16 protein-coding genes are annotated in these 17,900 nt (G+C 37.9%); 6 read left to right on the forward strand and 10 right to left on the reverse strand.

The window, feature by feature from the left end:
• Positions 1-136 precede the first annotated feature (136 nt).
• The 3 genes from FHS59_RS05700 (at position 137) to FHS59_RS05710 (ending at position 3,897) form a co-directional block, all read left to right on the forward strand.
• Positions 137-475 carry a PadR family transcriptional regulator gene (locus FHS59_RS05700; protein ID WP_184493826.1) on the forward strand — a complete coding sequence of 113 codons (339 nt, stop codon included), beginning with the start codon at positions 137-139 and terminating at the stop codon, positions 473-475.
• On the forward strand, positions 468-3,074 hold the full coding sequence (locus FHS59_RS05705; RefSeq protein WP_184493829.1) for an ABC transporter permease: 2,607 nt from the start codon (positions 468-470) through the stop codon (positions 3,072-3,074). The genes FHS59_RS05700 and FHS59_RS05705 overlap by 8 nt, the downstream gene beginning before the upstream one ends.
• A gap of 91 nt (positions 3,075-3,165) precedes the next feature.
• A complete protein-coding gene (locus FHS59_RS05710; RefSeq protein WP_184493831.1) occupies positions 3,166-3,897 on the forward strand; it encodes a hypothetical protein in 732 nt (243 codons plus the stop codon).
• Between the two features lie 208 nt (positions 3,898-4,105).
• Here the strand turns inward: FHS59_RS05710 and FHS59_RS05715 are convergent, their stop codons facing one another.
• The 10 genes from FHS59_RS05715 to FHS59_RS05760 form a co-directional block, all read right to left on the reverse strand.
• A complete protein-coding gene (locus FHS59_RS05715; RefSeq protein WP_184493833.1) occupies positions 4,106-5,857 on the reverse strand; it encodes a DEAD/DEAH box helicase in 1,752 nt (583 codons plus the stop codon).
• A 204-nt stretch (positions 5,858-6,061) separates the two neighbouring features.
• Positions 6,062-6,853, reverse strand: coding sequence for a queuosine precursor transporter (locus FHS59_RS05720; protein WP_184493835.1), 792 nt, complete (start codon positions 6,851-6,853; stop codon positions 6,062-6,064).
• Complete coding sequence (locus tag FHS59_RS05725; protein ID WP_184493837.1) at positions 6,846-7,778, reverse strand: ribonuclease Z; 933 nt, start codon at positions 7,776-7,778, stop codon at positions 6,846-6,848. The genes FHS59_RS05720 and FHS59_RS05725 overlap by 8 nt, the downstream gene beginning before the upstream one ends.
• Entirely contained in the window at positions 7,775-8,155 is a 381-nt protein-coding gene (locus FHS59_RS05730) for an STAS domain-containing protein (protein WP_184493839.1), read from the reverse strand. Before FHS59_RS05730 ends, FHS59_RS05725 begins: the two co-directional genes overlap by 4 nt.
• A gap of 14 nt (positions 8,156-8,169) precedes the next feature.
• Positions 8,170-9,108: a phosphoribosylaminoimidazolesuccinocarboxamide synthase gene (locus FHS59_RS05735; protein ID WP_184493841.1), complete on the reverse strand. Its 939-nt coding sequence runs from the start codon at positions 9,106-9,108 to the stop codon at positions 8,170-8,172.
• 63 nt (positions 9,109-9,171) lie between these two features.
• A complete protein-coding gene (locus FHS59_RS05740) occupies positions 9,172-10,254 on the reverse strand; it encodes a toxin-antitoxin system YwqK family antitoxin (protein ID WP_184493843.1) in 1,083 nt (360 codons plus the stop codon).
• 57 nt (positions 10,255-10,311) lie between these two features.
• Positions 10,312-11,490 (reverse strand): acetyl-CoA C-acyltransferase, encoded by a 1,179-nt coding sequence (locus FHS59_RS05745; RefSeq protein ID WP_184493845.1) that lies wholly within the window; start codon positions 11,488-11,490, stop codon positions 10,312-10,314.
• Positions 11,491-11,582: 92 nt separating this feature from the next.
• Positions 11,583-12,206, reverse strand: coding sequence for a hypothetical protein (locus FHS59_RS05750; RefSeq protein ID WP_184493847.1), 624 nt, complete (start codon positions 12,204-12,206; stop codon positions 11,583-11,585).
• Positions 12,196-12,840, reverse strand: a complete 645-nt coding sequence (locus tag FHS59_RS05755; RefSeq protein ID WP_184493849.1) for a hypothetical protein — start codon at positions 12,838-12,840, stop codon at positions 12,196-12,198. Before FHS59_RS05755 ends, FHS59_RS05750 begins: the two co-directional genes overlap by 11 nt.
• A gap of 1 nt (position 12,841) precedes the next feature.
• Complete coding sequence (locus FHS59_RS05760) at positions 12,842-13,807, reverse strand: VWA domain-containing protein (RefSeq protein WP_184493851.1); 966 nt, start codon at positions 13,805-13,807, stop codon at positions 12,842-12,844.
• A gap of 143 nt (positions 13,808-13,950) precedes the next feature.
• Here FHS59_RS05760 and FHS59_RS05765 point away from each other — a divergent pair, with 143 nt between their 5' ends.
• The 3 genes from FHS59_RS05765 to FHS59_RS05775 all read left to right on the forward strand — a co-directional run bounded on the left by FHS59_RS05765 (position 13,951) and on the right by FHS59_RS05775 (position 17,898).
• Positions 13,951-16,353 (forward strand): TonB-dependent receptor, encoded by a 2,403-nt coding sequence (locus FHS59_RS05765; RefSeq protein ID WP_184493853.1) that lies wholly within the window; start codon positions 13,951-13,953, stop codon positions 16,351-16,353.
• Between the two features lies 1 nt (position 16,354).
• Complete coding sequence (locus tag FHS59_RS05770) at positions 16,355-17,188, forward strand: DUF4249 family protein (protein WP_184493855.1); 834 nt, start codon at positions 16,355-16,357, stop codon at positions 17,186-17,188.
• Between the two features lie 71 nt (positions 17,189-17,259).
• On the forward strand, positions 17,260-17,898 hold the full coding sequence (locus tag FHS59_RS05775) for a protein-tyrosine-phosphatase (protein ID WP_246388314.1): 639 nt from the start codon (positions 17,260-17,262) through the stop codon (positions 17,896-17,898).
• Positions 17,899-17,900 lie beyond the last annotated feature (2 nt).

Consider the following 17,900-nt stretch of genomic DNA (forward strand, 5'->3'; position numbering starts at 1 on the left):
TAAATCGGATATCATTATGGTTAAGCCTTATCCGTAAAATGGGTATTTGGATTCTTATGCCAAAATTATTTGATATATAATTTACAAATGTGAAAGAAATATATTAGATTCATATTTGTAAATATAATATTCTGAGATGAAAGGGTATCATTTAGGTGAATTAGAAGAACTGGTTTTATTGATAGTAGGGATTCTGAATCAGGAAGCTTATGGAGTTTCTGTAGCTGAGGAAATCAAAAGTCAAACCGGAAGAAAAGTCAATATCAGTGCGATTCATACGGTGCTAAACCGTTTGGAAGAAAAGGGCTTTCTTAAATCTCATATGGGTGGAGCTACAGAAGAAAGAGGAGGGAGAAGGAAACGTTTGTTTAGCCTTTCGGCAAGTGGTAGAGCAGCCATCAATGAAGTTAAATTGGTCCGAAACCGTCTTTATGATCAATTACCTCCATTAGCATTAGATTTTTCCAATGGATAAGAAAAGACACTATTATCCGCCCAAACTAGCAGATCGGTTTCTGGAGTTTTACTGTGTTCCAGAAAGATTAGAGCAGATCCAGGGAGATGCCTACGAGATATTTTACCTGGATCTTGAAGAGAAAGGTTTGACCTATGCCCGTCTCAGGTTCATCTTCCATGTGTTTAGTTTTTTCAAATGGAGCAATATCGGGTTCAGCAAATTCATGCATCAAAGGAATAATACTGGAGTTATGATTAGAAGTTATTTTAAAATCGGTTGGAGGAATATTCTCAAGCAAAAAGGCACCACTTTTATTTCAGTTTTTGGATTGTCCTGCGCAGTTGGCTGCTGTATCGTAGCCTATTTATTTATTGCAAATATCTGGTTTAAAGGACTGAATCAACCCAATAAAGATGAACTGTATCAATTGGTTTATACCGCGGAAGAAGCAGATGGTTTAGTCACTTATGGGACTGTCGCGCAACCAATATCCGAATTGATTCCGAATAATCTGAATCAGGTAAAAGATCATACCAGGATAATGATGGAGTTTCCATTATTGATCCAGAATAATGAAAGTTTTTATCAGCGAACGCTTTATGTCGATCCGTCCTATATGGATATGTTTAAGTATCGCATGGAATATGGATATCCTGGTGCATTAAGAGAAGCTGATCAGGTGATTTTGACACATCAATTATCAGAAAAGCTTTTTGGTGACAAACATCCGATTGGTCAGGAACTCTCCCTTGTTGTAGATGGGGAAGAAAAACTCTTTAAGGTTGGAGGGGTTTTGGAGGATTTGAAAGACATGGACATGTTTAATTTTGACCTACTAGTGAATTTCGAATCTCACCCTGGCGCTGCAAATGATGCTTCTTTAAAAGATGCTTGGAGTAAAGAATTGTGGACATTTATCCAAGTAGAAGAAGGTGCAGATATTTCACGTATTGAATCTGATTTAGGTGAAATTACCAAGATCCAAAACCAAGTTGACCCCGAAAATCCTTATGTCAAAATGGGGCTGATAGCCTATCCAGATATAATCTATAATGTTGGAAAAATCGAAAAAGGAGTTAGGGATTTTTTAGGTATTGGCCCTCAGATTCTTTTGGGTACGATTGGACTTTTTATTCTTTTGCTTGCGGTATTTAATTATATCAACCTGTCGGTGTTGATGGCTTCAAAAAGACTCAAGGAGATTGGAGTAAGAAAGGTAATTGGAAGTAAGAGAAGTCAATTGATTTTTCAGTTTCTTAGCGAGAATCTCTTAGTGTGCTTTTTCGCAATATTTCTGGGATGCATGATGGCAGGATTTATTTTCCTTCCGGGATTCAATGATATTGCGTCTAAAAACCTTCAAATCGATTTATTTCGAGATAAAAATATCTGGATCTTTCTTGGGGCTTTGCTGTTAGCCGTCACCTTGATTACAGGGCTTTATCCAGCTTCGTATTTATCCTCATTTAAACCCATCAGTATCTTAAAAGGTAATCAAAAGATTGGAAGCAAAAGTGTGTTTACCAGTGTGTTACTTTCTTTTCAGTTTACTCTGGCTATTATCAGCATGGTTGCTGCTATTGCCTTTGTGCAAACCAATTATATCAATGCAAACAGGGATTGGGGTTACAGTTCTGCTGATAAGATAATAGTCAATGTACCTGACTCGAAGGATTATGTCCCGCTTAGAAACAAACTTTCAGCACTTTCATCTGTAGTGGAAGTGAGCGGAAGTCAAGATTATGTAGGGAATTGGATAACAGAAAAAGAAGTTGAATTTGGGGATGAGAAGTATAGTATTAACTTCTTGAATGCGGAGTCAAATTATCCTGAATTACTAGACTTGGAATTGAAGCAAGGGAGAATGTTTAATTCCGACCTAATTACTGATACCCAGGAATCATTACTAGTGAATCAAACTTTTCTAGACCAATTTGGATTGGTGTTTCCACTCGATCAAACCGTTAAAATTGATAGTGCAAATTACCATGTCATTGGGGTGGTAGAGGATTTTCATACCGAATTTTTCAAAAATGCAATTGAACCAATGGCCATCAGTGCTTCGCCTGATTCAGTTTTTAATTATTTAACCTTGAAAATGAACCCTGGATCAGCGGAAGGTTCCATGGATGCCGTGAAGAAAATTTGGCATGAAACTGTCCCTATGGGTTTGTTTGAAGGGAAGTTGCAGACGGAAGTTTTTGAGCGAGAAATCGCAGATGCGAATGGTGTTTCAAAGTTAATTTCGTTTTCGGCAACTCTGTCAGTAATCCTTGCATTGTTAGGGCTTTTCGGACTGGTTTCCTTGAATATGACTGCTCATATCAAAGATTATTGTGTCAGGAAGGTATTCGGAGCAGATATTGGTGACCTTTCTAAAAAATTACTAAAACGATATTTGATCATTTGGGGGATAGCAGCATTGATAGGAGGTATTTTTTCCATCTACTTTATTTCCTCTTTCTTGGATAGCTTTTTTGCATTCAATTCTGGAGTCGGAATCATTCCAATAGGTTTTGCTTTAGTGATTTTATTAATAGTAATCATAGGTACTGTTTCTTCCCAAATTTGGAAAGTGATTAAGGCAAATCCTGCTGTAATTCTGAAGTCTGAGTAGAATTTTTTTTGATAATAAAAAGGGAGAAATTGAAAAGTAATTTAAACCAGTTACTTGATGAAATTAAATTCTATGATTTTGGTAAAAAAATATGAGTAAAATTTATAAATATGTATCCATTAAAAGTGCAATTGCAATTCTAAATTCTCATAAAATTAGATTCAGTACACCTAGTGAATTTAAAGATGAAGATATAAATGATGTTGGATTGAATCATATTACTTTTGATTTATCAAGGATTAATTCTGCATATATAAGAGACTGGGCAGAAGTCTGTATGGAAAATCCTGAATGGATAAATGTATTTATTGATTCTAATGGCAAATGGAATAAAGCGAAAATCATTGAACTATATTACCAAAGGTATATTGAAAAAAGATATAAATTAAGAGTTACATGTTTTTCAAATTCATTTAATTCTAAAATGTGTTGGGAAAAATATGCTGATAAATGTAAAGGTTTGATTTTTGTTTTTGATAAAAATAAAATATTTCCAAATTATAACACTTTACATCTTGGGAAAGATAATGTGAGATATGTTAATAGTTATTCAAAATATAGTTTATTTGAATTGGATAAGGCAGAATTTTTGAATTATTGGATTTATAATAAATTAAAATCAACATATGGTGAGGAGCAGGAGTTTAGATTTTCATTTTATAATGAGAATATTTCATTAGCCTCTAAACCTTTTTCTGATATTATTTTTAACCTACCCTCATTAGTAGGTATTAGATTTGGTGAATTTTGTCCTAAATATGATAAAGATAAAATATTGAAACTATTAAATGAATATAGATTAGAAGTTGAAATTATTGAATAGTTGTTTTTAATCTTACAAACTTAAATTTATCCTTATTATGAGGTTAAGTGTAATCTATGTAACTATGATTTATTAATTAGATTCTTTTTTAAACTTTCTAATATTTAATTTTTATATCTGCTTCATTAAAATTCAAATAGGCTATAAACAAAAAAAAGCACACTCCAAATTAGAAGTGTGCTTTAAACCAAATTAACCTTATAACCAATTACCCTTTTGAAATTTCCATGTTGACGGTCTTTCCTTTGATCGTGTTGTTCTTCATAGTGCGGATCACGTGATCTGCATCTTTCTGAGGAACATCTACAAAAGAGAAGTTGTCATAGATATCAATTCCGCCAATAGATCTTCCTGGTACGCCTGCCTCACCAGCGATAGCACCTACGATATCATTTGGACGGATTCTATCTCTTTTACCAAGGTTGATAAACAATCTAGCCATGTTAGCTTCGCGAACTCTTTCAGGTCTTCTTCCTCCATCTTTTTCACGTCCTCCGTCTCTTCCGCCTTCTCTTCTAGATCCTCTTTCTCCACGACCGAAACGATCACTTCCACCTCTTTCACCACGGCTGAATCTTTCTCTTCCTCCTTCACGTCCACCTTCTCTTCTTCTGTCTCCATAAGAATCCAAGCTGAAGTCCTTATCTCTCATTTCTTTGACAGCATCACCCATATGAAGCTTCATCAAACCAAGCGCGATTTGCTCGATTGACAACCCTTCAGTCAATAATTGACCGACAGTTTCTTCATAAATTTGATTGTCTTCTTCCTTGCTTAATACTCTGTGAACATCTTTCACGAATTGAGCTTTCTTCAATTCGATCAATTCAGACACAGAAGGAGGAGTCATTTTGTTGATCGTCGCTTTGGTAAATCTTTCCAAATCTCTGATTTTACCTAAATCTCTTCTGCCAGTGGCAAAGTTGATGGCGATACCAGATTTTCCAGCACGACCAGTTCTTCCGATTCTGTGTACATAAGACTCATCATCTAAAGGAAGATCGTAGTTAAATACAGCTTCTACGTTATCAACGTCAATACCTCTCGCTGCTACGTCTGTAGCAACCAATACTGTACAAAGTCCTTTACGGAACTTGTTCATTACTTTATCTCTTTGAGCTTGAGATAAATCACCATGAAGTGCTTCAGCTAGGATTCCTTTAGAACCCAAAGACTCAGTAGCTTCGTCAGTCATTCTCTTTGTGTTACAGAACACAACGCTCAATGCATAATTGTTTACCGTCATCAAACGAGCCATTAGCTCCAGTTTCAAAGAAGGTTTAACTTCATAGAAAACCTGCTCGATACGGTCTACAGTTAATTCTTTCTTAGCAACCTTGATGATTTCAGGGTTGTTTTGATATTTTCTTGTAAGATCCAAGATTGGCTTTGCCATCGTTGCGGAGAAGAAAACTGTCTGTCTTTCTTCTGGCATTTCCTGCAAAATAGCTTCGATATCATCTCTGAAGCCCATGTCTAGCATTTCGTCAGCTTCATCCAAAACGATGATTCCAGCATTTTCCAACTTTAAAGTACCACGGTTGATGTGATCCTGTACACGGCCTGGAGTACCTACAACAATCTGAACTCCTTTTCTAAGGACTCTGATTTGTTTGTCGATTGATTCACCACCATAGATGGCAACAGAATTGATTCTTCTGTGGAATTTTGCAAGCTTCTGAATTTCTCCTTCTACCTGAACAGCAAGTTCACGGGTAGGGCAAAGGATAATTGCTTGAGGATGATTTAATTCTGCATCTACCAAATCAATGATAGGAATAGCAAAAGCAGCTGTTTTACCAGTACCGGTTTGAGCCTGTCCGATGACATCTCTACCTTCTAGTACGAAAGGAATAGCTTGTGATTGAATCTGGGAAGGTTGGGTATAGCCCATCTCTTCCACTGACTTAAGAATTTCCGCAGAAATTCCCAAGTCGGAGAACTTGAGTGTATTTTCCATGATGTGTCCTTACTTTTCTTGCCATGTACTCCTAGTGATTATCCCAGACAAGCGACAGTAAGGATTTCACGGCTCAGAAAAATTGTTATTTGTCTTATTGACGGTGCAAAAGTAAGATAAATTATTTTGAAAACAAAGCCATGCTCAAAAGTTTCTATAAATACTGGCTTATATTTTTACGTTGAAACGAAAAATATTTGGTTTTTAGATAAATGACTTGTCTTTTGAAGCCTCATTGATCATTTCTTCTGCCAATTCTTTTCCCAAATATTTATCAATTAATCCGTGGGCGATGTATAAAAGTGGTGTTAAAACCAGGGCAACTGTAAATTTATAGATGTAATTCATGATGCCAACAGCAATAATCTGAGCAAGACTCCAATTCCCAAACACATAAAATGCAATTCCCAAAACCAGAAATGAATCAATAAACTGTGAAACGAAGGTGGATCCAGTAGCCCGCAACCAAATCATTTTTTCTCCAGTTACTGCTCTGAGCTTTTGAAAAACATAGACGTCAATCAATTGGCCCAAAAGGAAAGCCGTTAAGGAACCAATGATAATTCCTCCTCCTTGTCTGAAAATCGTGTTAAAAGCGTAATCGATATTGAAGCTTTCGCCAGTAGGTGTCACAGAATTTACTTCGAGCCAGAAATCCGCCGGAACCAGTCTAGTGACCACCATTATTACCAAGAAAGCATATCCAATCAATCCTGCAGTCAGAAAACTTATTTTTCTAACACCTTTTTTTCCAAAATACTCATTGATAATATCGGTGGTAATAAACACGACCGGCCAAATGATGGCGCCTGCAGTAAGATTAAAATCCAGAACAAATTCTCCGAAAAAGGTCCAATTGACAGGTTCAAAGCCTAATGTCTTTTCCCCAGAAAAAATTTTGACCCCTATGATTTCAGCTAAAATAGCATTGGTGAGAAAAATCCCACCCAAAATGATGAATAGGTTTGTCTTCCGGGAGCTTTGGGATTTATTCATGAACAGCAGTGATAGGGTAGGTTTGACCTTCTTCACTGATGATGCTATTTGGAAAAACCGCTGCTGCTTCGGCAAGCATTTCATCCAAAATCACATATCGGGAAGAAAAGTGTCCTAATAATAACTCCTTTGCATTGGAAATGGAAGCGATTTCAGCTGCCTGTGCTCCCGTGCTGTGAAAAGTTTCGGCTGCTCTAGCTTTATCTGCTGTTAAGAAAGTAGATTCATGATAGAGCAAATCCACATTTTTCACATAGGATGAAATACTTGGATCAAAAATGGTATCCGAGCAGAAAGCATATTTCCTTAGGGATGGTAGGGGGTAAGCATACTCTTCAACTTTGATCAGTTTCCCATCTTTTTCTAGAAAATCCTCGCCTTTTCTTAGTGAATGAATTGCTTCAATAGAAATGGGATTTTCTAAAAGTTTGCTTTTAATGAGGTTTCTCAATCCAGGTTTTTCCTTTATCAAGAATCCCGTTGTGGGCAATCTGTGCTTTAATGGAAAGCTATAGACAGAAAAAAGGTTTTCCTCAAATAAGAGGTTAAATCCTTCTGGATCGGTCTGTACGAAGTTTAATGGGTAACTCAATTTGGTTTTACTCCATCTGAAATTCGTGGTAATGATGTCATCTAACCCCTGTGGTCCATAAATGGTTAAGGCTTTGGTTCTTTTTGCGAGATTGTAAGAAGAAAGTAGGCCAATTAACCCAAGGTAGTGATCACCATGGAGGTGACTGATAAAAATATTGGATATGCGGGATGTTTTTACTTTGTATTTTCTCAGCTGCATCTGAGTCCCCTCTCCGCAGTCCAGGAGCAAAAGCTCCTGGCCAAAACGGATTACCTGAGAGGTATGGTTTCTTCCATGTACAGGGATGGAAGAGGTATTTCCTAAAATTGTGACTTCAAAGTCTGGGATCAATCCTCCTCCTCTTCTTCTTCACCACTTTCGATTTCATGCATGAAAATAGCTTCACCAGCTTCTTCAAGCGTGCTTACCAAATTCAATTTTTTGTCAAGCATGGAGATTTTCAACAGTTTCAAAACATGATCCTGAATTCCAGAAATCACGAAAATTCCACCATTACGACCAAACTCACGATCACCAACAAGAAGTGCACTTAAGCCACTTGAATCTACATATTTAACCGCACTAAGGTCCAAGACCATATGTGGATACCCTTCTGCGTGGATAGTCAAGATTTCTGACTTTAATGCAGGAGCGATTAACGAATCGATTTTCTCTTCTAATGGGGAGAAAACGACATATTGTTCTTTTTTATCTATCGAGTATTTCATAACAAGTTTATGATTTAGCCCAAGTGAGCTAGAATTGCACTTTCTATTCTTTTTGTAATTTGACTGGTTTCAGCTTTTTGGAATTTCTCCCCGGTAATCTTTTCAAAGAGCTCAATATAGCGATCTGAGATGCTTTCTACAATTTCGTCAGTCATTTCCGGAACGGTTTGTCCTTCTTTTCCCTGGAATCCATTGGAGATAAGCCACTGTCTTACAAACTCTTTGGATAATTGTTTTTGAGGTAATCCTTTGTCTTGGTTTTCTTCATATCCATCTGCATAGAAATAACGTGAAGAATCAGGAGTATGGATTTCATCAATCAATAAAATCTCGTCACCAAATTTGCCAAATTCGTATTTGGTGTCTACGAGAATCAAGCCCATTTCGGAAGCCATTTCCTGACCTCTTTTAAATAATGCTCTGGTATATTTTTCCAAAACAGCATAATCTTCTGGGCTTACAATTCCTTGTGCCAAAATAGCTTCTTTTGAAATGTCTTCATCATGACCTTCGGAAGCTTTTGTTGTAGGAGTGATAATAGGCTCTGGAAAAGGATCATTTTCTCTCATGTGCTCCGGAAGCTCCACACCACAAAGAGTTCTCTTGCCAGCTTTGTATTCGCGGGCAGCATGTCCGGCCATATATCCTCTGATTACCATTTCTACTTTGAAGGGCTCGCATTTTTTACCGATAGTGACATTCGGATCTGGAGTTGCGCTTACCCAGTTAGGGACAATGTCAGCAGTAGCAGCTAGAAATTTAGCAGCAATCTGATTTAATACTTGTCCTTTATAAGGGATTGGTTTAGGTAAAACCACATCGAAAGCGGATATCCTATCGGAAGCTACTACGACCAGTTCCTTTTCAAAAATATAAACGTCACGGACTTTACCTTTGTAAAATCCAATCTGTCCGGGAAATTGGAATTGAGTTTCTTTTACAGCTTTGCTCATGCTAAATCAATTTTGGCAAAAATAGAAAAAGCTTTTCCTTTCTGCCCTTCACAATTCTAATATTTATAATTTTTGATACTTTTTTTCATGAAGCTCAGTTCGGATCAGATTTCCTGTTTCGTCAAAAAAATCCTGTTTTCCGGAAAGTTCACCTTTTTTATATCGTCTGATTTCTTCAATTGATCCATCTTCCCGAAAGATGGTTGTTTCACCTTCAAGCCTTCCATTGAAGAAATTGAGCTCAAAGTTAACTTGGCCATTTTCGAAATAGGTAGTCTCTTTCAATGCTTCACCTTGTTCATCAAAGGTTCTTTTGACCTTTAGTTTACCTGATTTGTAATATTCTTCATAGGGAATGACAGCGATACCTTTTTTAAAAATCCCTTTTTCTTTGATTTCCCCTGTTTCGTAATAAACCAAAAGCTCTCCTTCGACAAGACCTTTTTTATAAGTACTTCGTCTCAAAGGCTTTCCACTTGGATAGTTTAATTCGTAAACTCCATGGAGATCGCCTCTCTTAAAATCCCGAATAGCTTCAATTTCCCCATTTGGAAAATAAACCGTCTCTCGTCCATCTAGATCTCCTTCCAGATAATTCGAAATAATTTGTGGGCTTCCATCTTCGTAAAACTCTTCATAAGAGCCGTCTAATGTGCCTTCAGAATAATAAATTTTGGAAGCCAGAATTCCATTTTCATAGTATTTCTCGCTCAGACCATCTGGCTTGTTGTTTTTGAAAACCGTCCTATCCTGGAGTTGCCCGTTTTCCCAATAAGTCAAAACCAGTCCTTGGATTTGATTGGATTCATAGGTGAGTTCCTGACGAAGCTGACCATTAGGATAAAAGCTTTTGCTTGGGCCTGTTCTTTCGTTATTTACAAACTGGGTTATTCGGGTTGTGTCTCCAGTAAATGGATCTAAATCATAGAAAAAACCCTCTTTCTTATCATCTTTTAAGTTCCCGATCAGAATCAAATTCCCTTCCTCGTCAAACCTTTTTACTTCTCCTTGAGCCAATCCGTTTACTTTTACCAAGACCTCTTTTAGAATAGGGAAGTCTCCACCATAGTACGTTTTGACAGTGTCCTGACCAAATACAGACTGATAAGTTAAAAGGGTGAAAAGAAGAAGGAATTGAATTTTCATTCTGGGAAATAAGAATTCCGCAAAGCAAAATACCCTGCGGAATATTTAATGTTGAATTTAAACTTTTTGAATTACAATTGCAGAAGCGCCACCGCCACCGTTGCAGATTCCTGCTACGCCGATTGAGCCTCCTTTTTGGTGCAATACTGAATTTAATGTGGCAATGATTCTTGCTCCAGATGCTCCAAGGGGATGGCCAAGAGATACAGCTCCCCCAAAGACATTGACTTTATCATTATCCAGATTTAATTCTTTTTGGTTTGCCAAAGCTACCGCTGAGAAAGCTTCGTTGATTTCATAAAAATCAACTTGATCGGCAGAAATTCCTGCATGTTTCAATGCTTTTGGGATGGCAAGGGCAGGAGCAGTTGTGAACCAAAGTGGATCTTTTGCAGCATCTGCAAATCCGATGATTTTTGCCAAAGGCTTTAATCCTAATGCATCGACTTTCTCTTTGCTGACCAAAACTAAAGCTGAAGCGCCATCATTCATGGTACTAGCATTGGCAGCTGTCACAGTTCCGTCTTTTTCAAAAACTGGCCTTAAAGAAGGAATCTTATCAAACATGACGTTTTTATATTCTTCATCCTCGTCAATCAAGATCGTTTCTCCTTTTCTTCCTTTCAATTCCACGGGAACAACCTCTTCCTTGAAGTAGCCTTTGGCCCATGAATCGGCTGATCGTTGATAGGATTGGATGGCATAGGCATCCTGATCTTCTCGGGAAATATTCATTTCCCGGGCTGTATTATCCGCACAATTTCCCATTGGGAATTTATTGTAAACTTCGTAAAGTCCGTCTTTCACTAATCCGTCCACGAATTCAGCATTTCCATATTTGTAGCCAAATCTTGCTTTTGGAACATAAAAAGGAACGTTGGACATACTTTCCATTCCTCCTGCTACGACCACATCATTAATTCCCAACATGATGGATTGTGCTCCAAACATCACGGCTTTCATTCCAGAGGCACAAACTTTATTAACAGTCGTACAAGGAACGTCATATCCGATTCCGGCTCCAATAGAGGCTTGTCTGGCAGGTGCTTGTCCAAGGTTTGCGGAAATTACATTCCCCATAAAAACTTCCTGAACTTCTGAGGATTTAACTCCGGCTTTTTCTAATGCTCCTTTGATGGCAGTACTTCCCAACTCCACGGCTGTCAGACCTGATAATTTTCCTCCAAAACTTCCTAGTGGTGTTCGAACTGCGGCGACAATAAATACTTCTTTCATGATGTTTATTTGGGTTTAATTTCAATGAAAAAAGACCGGAGACAGGAAACAGAAGTTTGTCTATCTACGGTCTATTTGGGTTGACCTGAATTTTACCAATCAGGAATCCCTCTTTTAGGCCTTTGTGTAGGTTTTTTCTTGTTTTGCTGAATGTATCTCAATTCTGCTGCATTCATACTTTCCAAAATCTGTGCAGCTTGCTCTGGAGTTAGATTCATGGCTTTGAGTTTCTCTTTAAACTCCTCCATTGCTTTTTGACGATCTTCGAGCTTGGCATCCATTTGATCGTTAGCATTTTCTCCTACCTCATCCTGAGTTGGATCGGTTGGATTGCCTTCCTGACCTTCTTTGGCTTTATCCTCTTCGGTTTTTTCGCCTTGGTCATTTTGTTGTTGTTGCTCTGATTGCTCTCCTTCGCCTTGCTGATTCTGGTCTTTCTGTTGTTGATCTTGGTTTTGCTGAGGATCCTGATTCTGCTGTTGTTTTTCCTGCTCTTCTTCTTGCTCTTTCTCCAGTTTTTCTTTCAAAGCCTGAAGTTTTGAATCTCCGGGGAATTTCCCCAAACCTTCATTCACCGTATTCAGTGCTTGATCTTTTTCAGTTTTCACATAAGATCTAGCAGCACGATTAAAGTAATCGCCAGCAGATTGGGCATTGACATAGGTCAAAGCCAACCCCATCCATAATCCAAGAAATAGAATTATTTTATTTTTCATCGATTTCTGTGACTTCTGTTAGACTACTTATAAACTCCTGATAGGCCGCAACAGTTTCATCTTGCTGCAAAGCTTCGGTCATTATATTTAATGCATCCTTAAATCTGAACTGCTCTACCAAACGATCTGCTTCCGCTTTTTTGCGCTTCGCAAACTCAGAAGGTTCCGGTTTATTTTGATCTTCATTTTTTCTTTCCTCATCTCTTTGCAACCAACGAGCCAACATTTCATAATTGTATCTGGCCACCTCGTTTGTGGGATCTTTGATCAATGCAGATTGGAATTTATTCAAAGCTGCTTCATATTCCTGCTTCGATCCCAAAAGAACTCCAGATTGATTAAAGGCAAAGGAAGCAATCATCTTATTAGGCGAAATGGAAGCCTTATCATAAGATGCTGCCGCCTCGTCTGGCTTTTCAGCATAGTGATAGCTAAGACCTAAATCAAAATCCAATTCTGGAGAACTGTACTGAAAGTTTTCAATTAAGCTCAAATGCTTTTCTATGGAAGATTCGTATTCGGCTTTGGAATAGCTTTCCTCTGCTTGTTCAATCGCTGAATTCAAACGGGTCACCCTAGTCCAGGAGGAAGGAATCAATACTAAAGTTGCCAACAAAACTTTGCTCCAGTTCATATTACAACTTGATGGTTTTGATTGGTAATATCATATCCAATAAAGATAAGGCTAATGCAGCAAGAAGAAAATAGAAATACTTATTAGCCGAAGCTTCTACTGTCCTTGAGCCTGTTACACCACCTTCTAATCTTTCTAGGCGGTTGATTAAATCTCCTACTTCCTGAACTTCATCAGAAACTTCAAAATATTGTCCATCAGTTTCTGCTGCTATTTGTTGTAATGGAGTTCTTTCCAAAATAGTTCTGGCAGGCTCTCCAGTTTGTGGGTCAATCACCACGCCATTTCCTCTTGGGATGGTACTTCCTGTTTCCGTTCCTATTCCAAGAGAAAATACTTTGACGCCCAGATCTTTCAGTTCTGTTCCGATTCCCTCCAACTCGTCTCCGAAATTTTCTCCATCTGAAATCAGGATAACAGATTTTGATTTGATTTCCTGAGTTTCATCCGATTCAAATCTATCTAATGCAACTCTTAATGGAGCATTGAGATCAGTCCCGAAGTTGGGAACCAAGCCAGTATTTAGTCCATCAATATACAATTGGAGAACACTCTGATCGAATGTCAAAGGGCATTGTAAAAATGCCTCAGAACTGAAAATGATCAATCCAATCCGATCTGAAGGGAAGTTTTTGGTCAATTCTTTCAGTTCAAATTTAACCCGCTGAAGCCTACTTGGCCCAATGTCCGTGGCATTCATCGATTGAGAAAGATCCACAGCAATGAATATGTCTTTACCTTCCTCCTTCACTTCTTTGGTTGAGGTGCCTATTGACGGGCCGGCAAACGCGACCAGAAACAAAACGAAATAGGTGATTCGAAGAACCATTTTGGTAAATAGCCTTCGTTTTTCCACTTCAAGCCTTCTGTTGATGGACCAAAACCTAAATAGGTATATAAGGTAGAGCAAGCCAAAAATGCCTGCCAATAATAGCGTGAGTTTTACGTCGGGATATGCCCAAATCATGGCCTGAAATTATAAAATAAACCTTACTTTAAAAGCACCTTTGGAATGAGTGGTTTGAAGCTCGGGGTAGAAAACGAAAAATTAACAAACATTAATTTCCTTATTTAGTATAACAAGAAAGTTTAAACACCACTTATTCAAGAATGCAACTTTTTTTAAGTAGAGCAAATATTTTATTTATCTGGATTTTATTTGGGATATCAGGCTCACTTTCGGCTCAAAATAGCTCTTTTTTCAATGGTTTGGTGATGGATGTGACCGATTCAGAACCGCTCATAGGAGCAAATGTGTATTGGGAAGATGATGTGTCGACGGGGGTTGTGACGGATGTGGATGGGAAATTTAGAATTAGGTCAAGGGAATTGCCGGCAAGATTGGTTGTATCCTACATTGGCTTTGAGCGATCTATTCGGAATATCTCTAAAAATGAGGCTGAAAAAGAAATCAGATATTTTTTAAAACCACTGGAGATGTCTTTGGAAGAAATAATAATCCAGGAAAGGAGACCTGATGAGCAGGTGAGGAATTTAGAAACAGGTAAAGCTTCTATTCCAATTGAGACAATCAAAAATATTCCGGCCCTTTTTGGAGAAGTGGATTTATTACGGAGTTTGCAGCTGTTGCCTGGAGTTCAAACTGCAGGCGAGGGGACTACAGGCTTATTTGTCAGAGGAGGCTCTGCCGATCAAAATTTAGTGCAACTAGAAGGCGCTCCTGTTTTTAACCCATCCCATTTTTTCGGATTTTTCTCTGTTTTTAGTCCTGATGCTTTGGATCAAGTAGATCTTTATAAAGGAAATATGCCTGCGAGTTATGGGGGAAGACTTTCATCGCTGATAGATGTGTCGCTGAAAGAAGGTAATAATGAACAAATCCACGGAGAAGGAGGGATAGGAAGTATATCCTCCAGATTGATGTTAAATGGTCCTTTATTTTCAGACAAATCCACTTTTGCTATTTCTGGCCGAAGAACTTATGCAGACTTATTCTTAAAGTTGTCAAGCAACGAGGATGTTAAGAACAATAAATTAAATTTCCACGACTTAAGCGCCATGTTTGCTTTTCGCTTAGGAGATAAGGATAAAATAACTTTGGCGAGCTATGAAGGAAGTGATTTTTTGGGTTTGGATGATCAGTTTGGATTGGGTTGGAGAAACTGGGTGAGTTCTTCTAAATGGAGCCATACCATCAATGAAAATTCTTTTTTTGATCTCAAAGTATACCATTCCAGGTATCAATATAAAGTAGAGTTTGACGACCCTGAGGCTGGTTTCAGCTGGAAAAATAAACTGTCTGAATCAGGTATGAAGGGTCAGTGGAGCTGGATCAATTCAGATAAGATGCAGTCCTATTGGGGCTTCCAAAGTCAATACTATCATTTTGCTCCTATCGGTCTTGACCCAGCTGGGGATAGTGCTATCGAACCAATAGTGACCAATCCAAAAAATGGGTTTTTGATTAGTGCATTTCTAGGAGCTACAGTCGAACTAACACCAAAACTGAGCACTGAAGTAGGATTGAGATGGGGATTTTTCCATCAGGTAGGTAAAGGACTCGATTATCTTTATGAGAATGATATTCCTAATGAAGAGGCCAATGTGATAGACAGTGTTTCCTATAATACTTTGGAGCCAATGCATTTTTATCAAGGCTTAGAACCACGAGTCGCTTTTCGATATTTGGTCAACGAGGAATTTTCTATCAAAGCAGCCTATAACAGAAACTATCAATATGTGCAGATCGCCTCGAATAGTTCTGCAGGTTTGCCTATCGATAGATGGATCTTAGCAGGGAAATACATGTCTCCTTTGCGTTCTGATCAAGTATCCATTGGTTTTTTTAGGAATTTCAATGAAAACAAGTGGGAGTTTTCTGTTGAAACTTATGCGAAGGACATCAGAAACGTTATTGACCTGAAAAATGGAGCTTCTGTATTATTCACAGATCAAGTGGAAACAGAGATCCTGACAGGAGATGGATATGCTTTAGGAGTTGAGTTTTTATTGAGAAAAAATGTAGGTAAAACCACCGGTTGGTTGGCTTACACTTATTCGAGGACCTGGAGAACTATAGAAGGGATCAGCCTAGGGCAGAGATATAATCCTAGATATGATCGACCAAATGATGTCACGCTGGTATTGAATCATGAATTTTCGCCTGCTTGGTCAGCAGGATTGACCTTTGTCTACACCACTGGTCAAGCTGTTTCTTTCCCAATTGGAACGTATGAAGTCGATAATCAGGTGATTCCTTTGTATTCGGATTATAGAAACGAAGATCGATTCCCGGACTATCATAGAATGGATGCATCTGTTACTTGGAAAAACCCTGATAAGGGTAGAAAATGGAGAGGTAGCTGGAACTTTAGCATTTACAATCTTTATGGTAGAAAAAATCCATTTGCATATGAATTCAGGACCGTTTTCAATGATAAGATAAATTACAATCCAGATGATGATGGGCCGATTGTCTCTGAAAAGCAGAGTGTTGTCATGACTTATTTGTTTACATTTTTGCCTTCGATCACCTATAATTTCCAATTCTAAAATGAGAAGATTAACGGCTATTTTGATTGCTTGCATTTGTTGGTCTTGCCAAGAGGAAGTGAACTTGCCTTTAGCGACCATAGATGGAGTGATTCCTGTGATTGAAGCTACTTGGACTGACGCTTCCTATTACAATGAGGTGAAGGTGACATTGGCAGAGAATTATTTTGATACCACTGATGTCGATATTATTTCTGATGCTCAGGTTACGATTCGTGGGCTGAGAACAGGAGTGACTATACCTTTTTCTTTTAATGATGATACCCAAAGTTTCAAGCCTGTCAATGATGGGATTACCGCCAAAGTAGGGGAATTGTATCAAATCAGTTTAGAATGGGAAGACAAGGTTTTCATGGCAACTGGTGAAATGCTCATGCCTCCAACGGTAGATAGTTTAACCTATCAATACCAAGAAAAGCGGATATTTAGGGATGAAGGATATTATATAAAGGTCTATGGCAAAATCCCATTTGAGGAGGATAATTATTACCGGATCAAAGTGATTGAAAATGACACTTTAAAAAATGATCGGGATGATTATTTGCTATTTGACGACACATTTGGATTGACATTTTTTGAAGATGGACTGGAATTAAATTACTCATTTGATGAAGGAGATAAAGTAAGGCTGGAGCTTTTCAGAATGAATAAAAGCGCCTATGATTACCTCACTCAAATTGTAGGATTACTTTATAATGACGGTGGATTATTTAGTCCTCCTCCACAAAATCCTGAAACAAATTTTGAGGTAATTTCTGGGGATTCTGAGGTCTTCGGGTTCTTTTTGGTATCGCCTGTTCTGACAGAAACGATATTTATTGAGAATGATGATTAAGTCGTAATTGATACTTTTTACGACTGTAATTTTTAAGTTTGCTCAACGAATATTTTACCCCTTATTCCAAGATGAATCAATCTTTGAACATGTTTATTTCCCAGAAATTAGAGCAAAGCATTTCTGATATTTTAGAGTTGCCTATTGCAAAGGATAGAAAAGCTATTTTAGAGGAGTTAATCCACTATGTGACAAAGACATTAGATGCAGGGAAAAAGGTCAATCTAAATTTCATTTGTACACATAATAGCCGTAGAAGCCAAATTTCTCAGGTTTGGGCACATGTGGCAGCCTTTTATTATGGGCTTGAAATTGCTTGTTTTTCTGGTGGGGTAGAAGTGACGGCTTTCAATCCAAGAGCTATTCTTGCTTTAAAAAATCAAGGATTTAAGATTGATTTTGAGCAGGATGAAAACCCTGTTTACAAATTGTATTTTTCAAAAAGTGAGAATCCGATTACTGCGTTTTCAAAGCTTTATTCTGACCCTGCCAATCCAAATGAGGGTTTTGCAGCCGTGATGACCTGTGATCATGCGGATCAAAATTGTCCTTTTATTCCAGGGGCCGAGGCTAGAATCTCACTTCAATTTGAGGATCCTAAAAAGTATGATGATACACCTCTAGAAAGTGAAATGTATTCCGCTAGGTCATTGCAGATTGCCTCTGAACTTTTTTATGCATTTAAGAGAGTGAAGGAAAGAAGATTATAAAT

Origin of the sequence: Algoriphagus iocasae (genome assembly GCF_014206875.1) — a bacterium.
Classification (GTDB): domain Bacteria; phylum Bacteroidota; class Bacteroidia; order Cytophagales; family Cyclobacteriaceae; genus Algoriphagus; species Algoriphagus iocasae.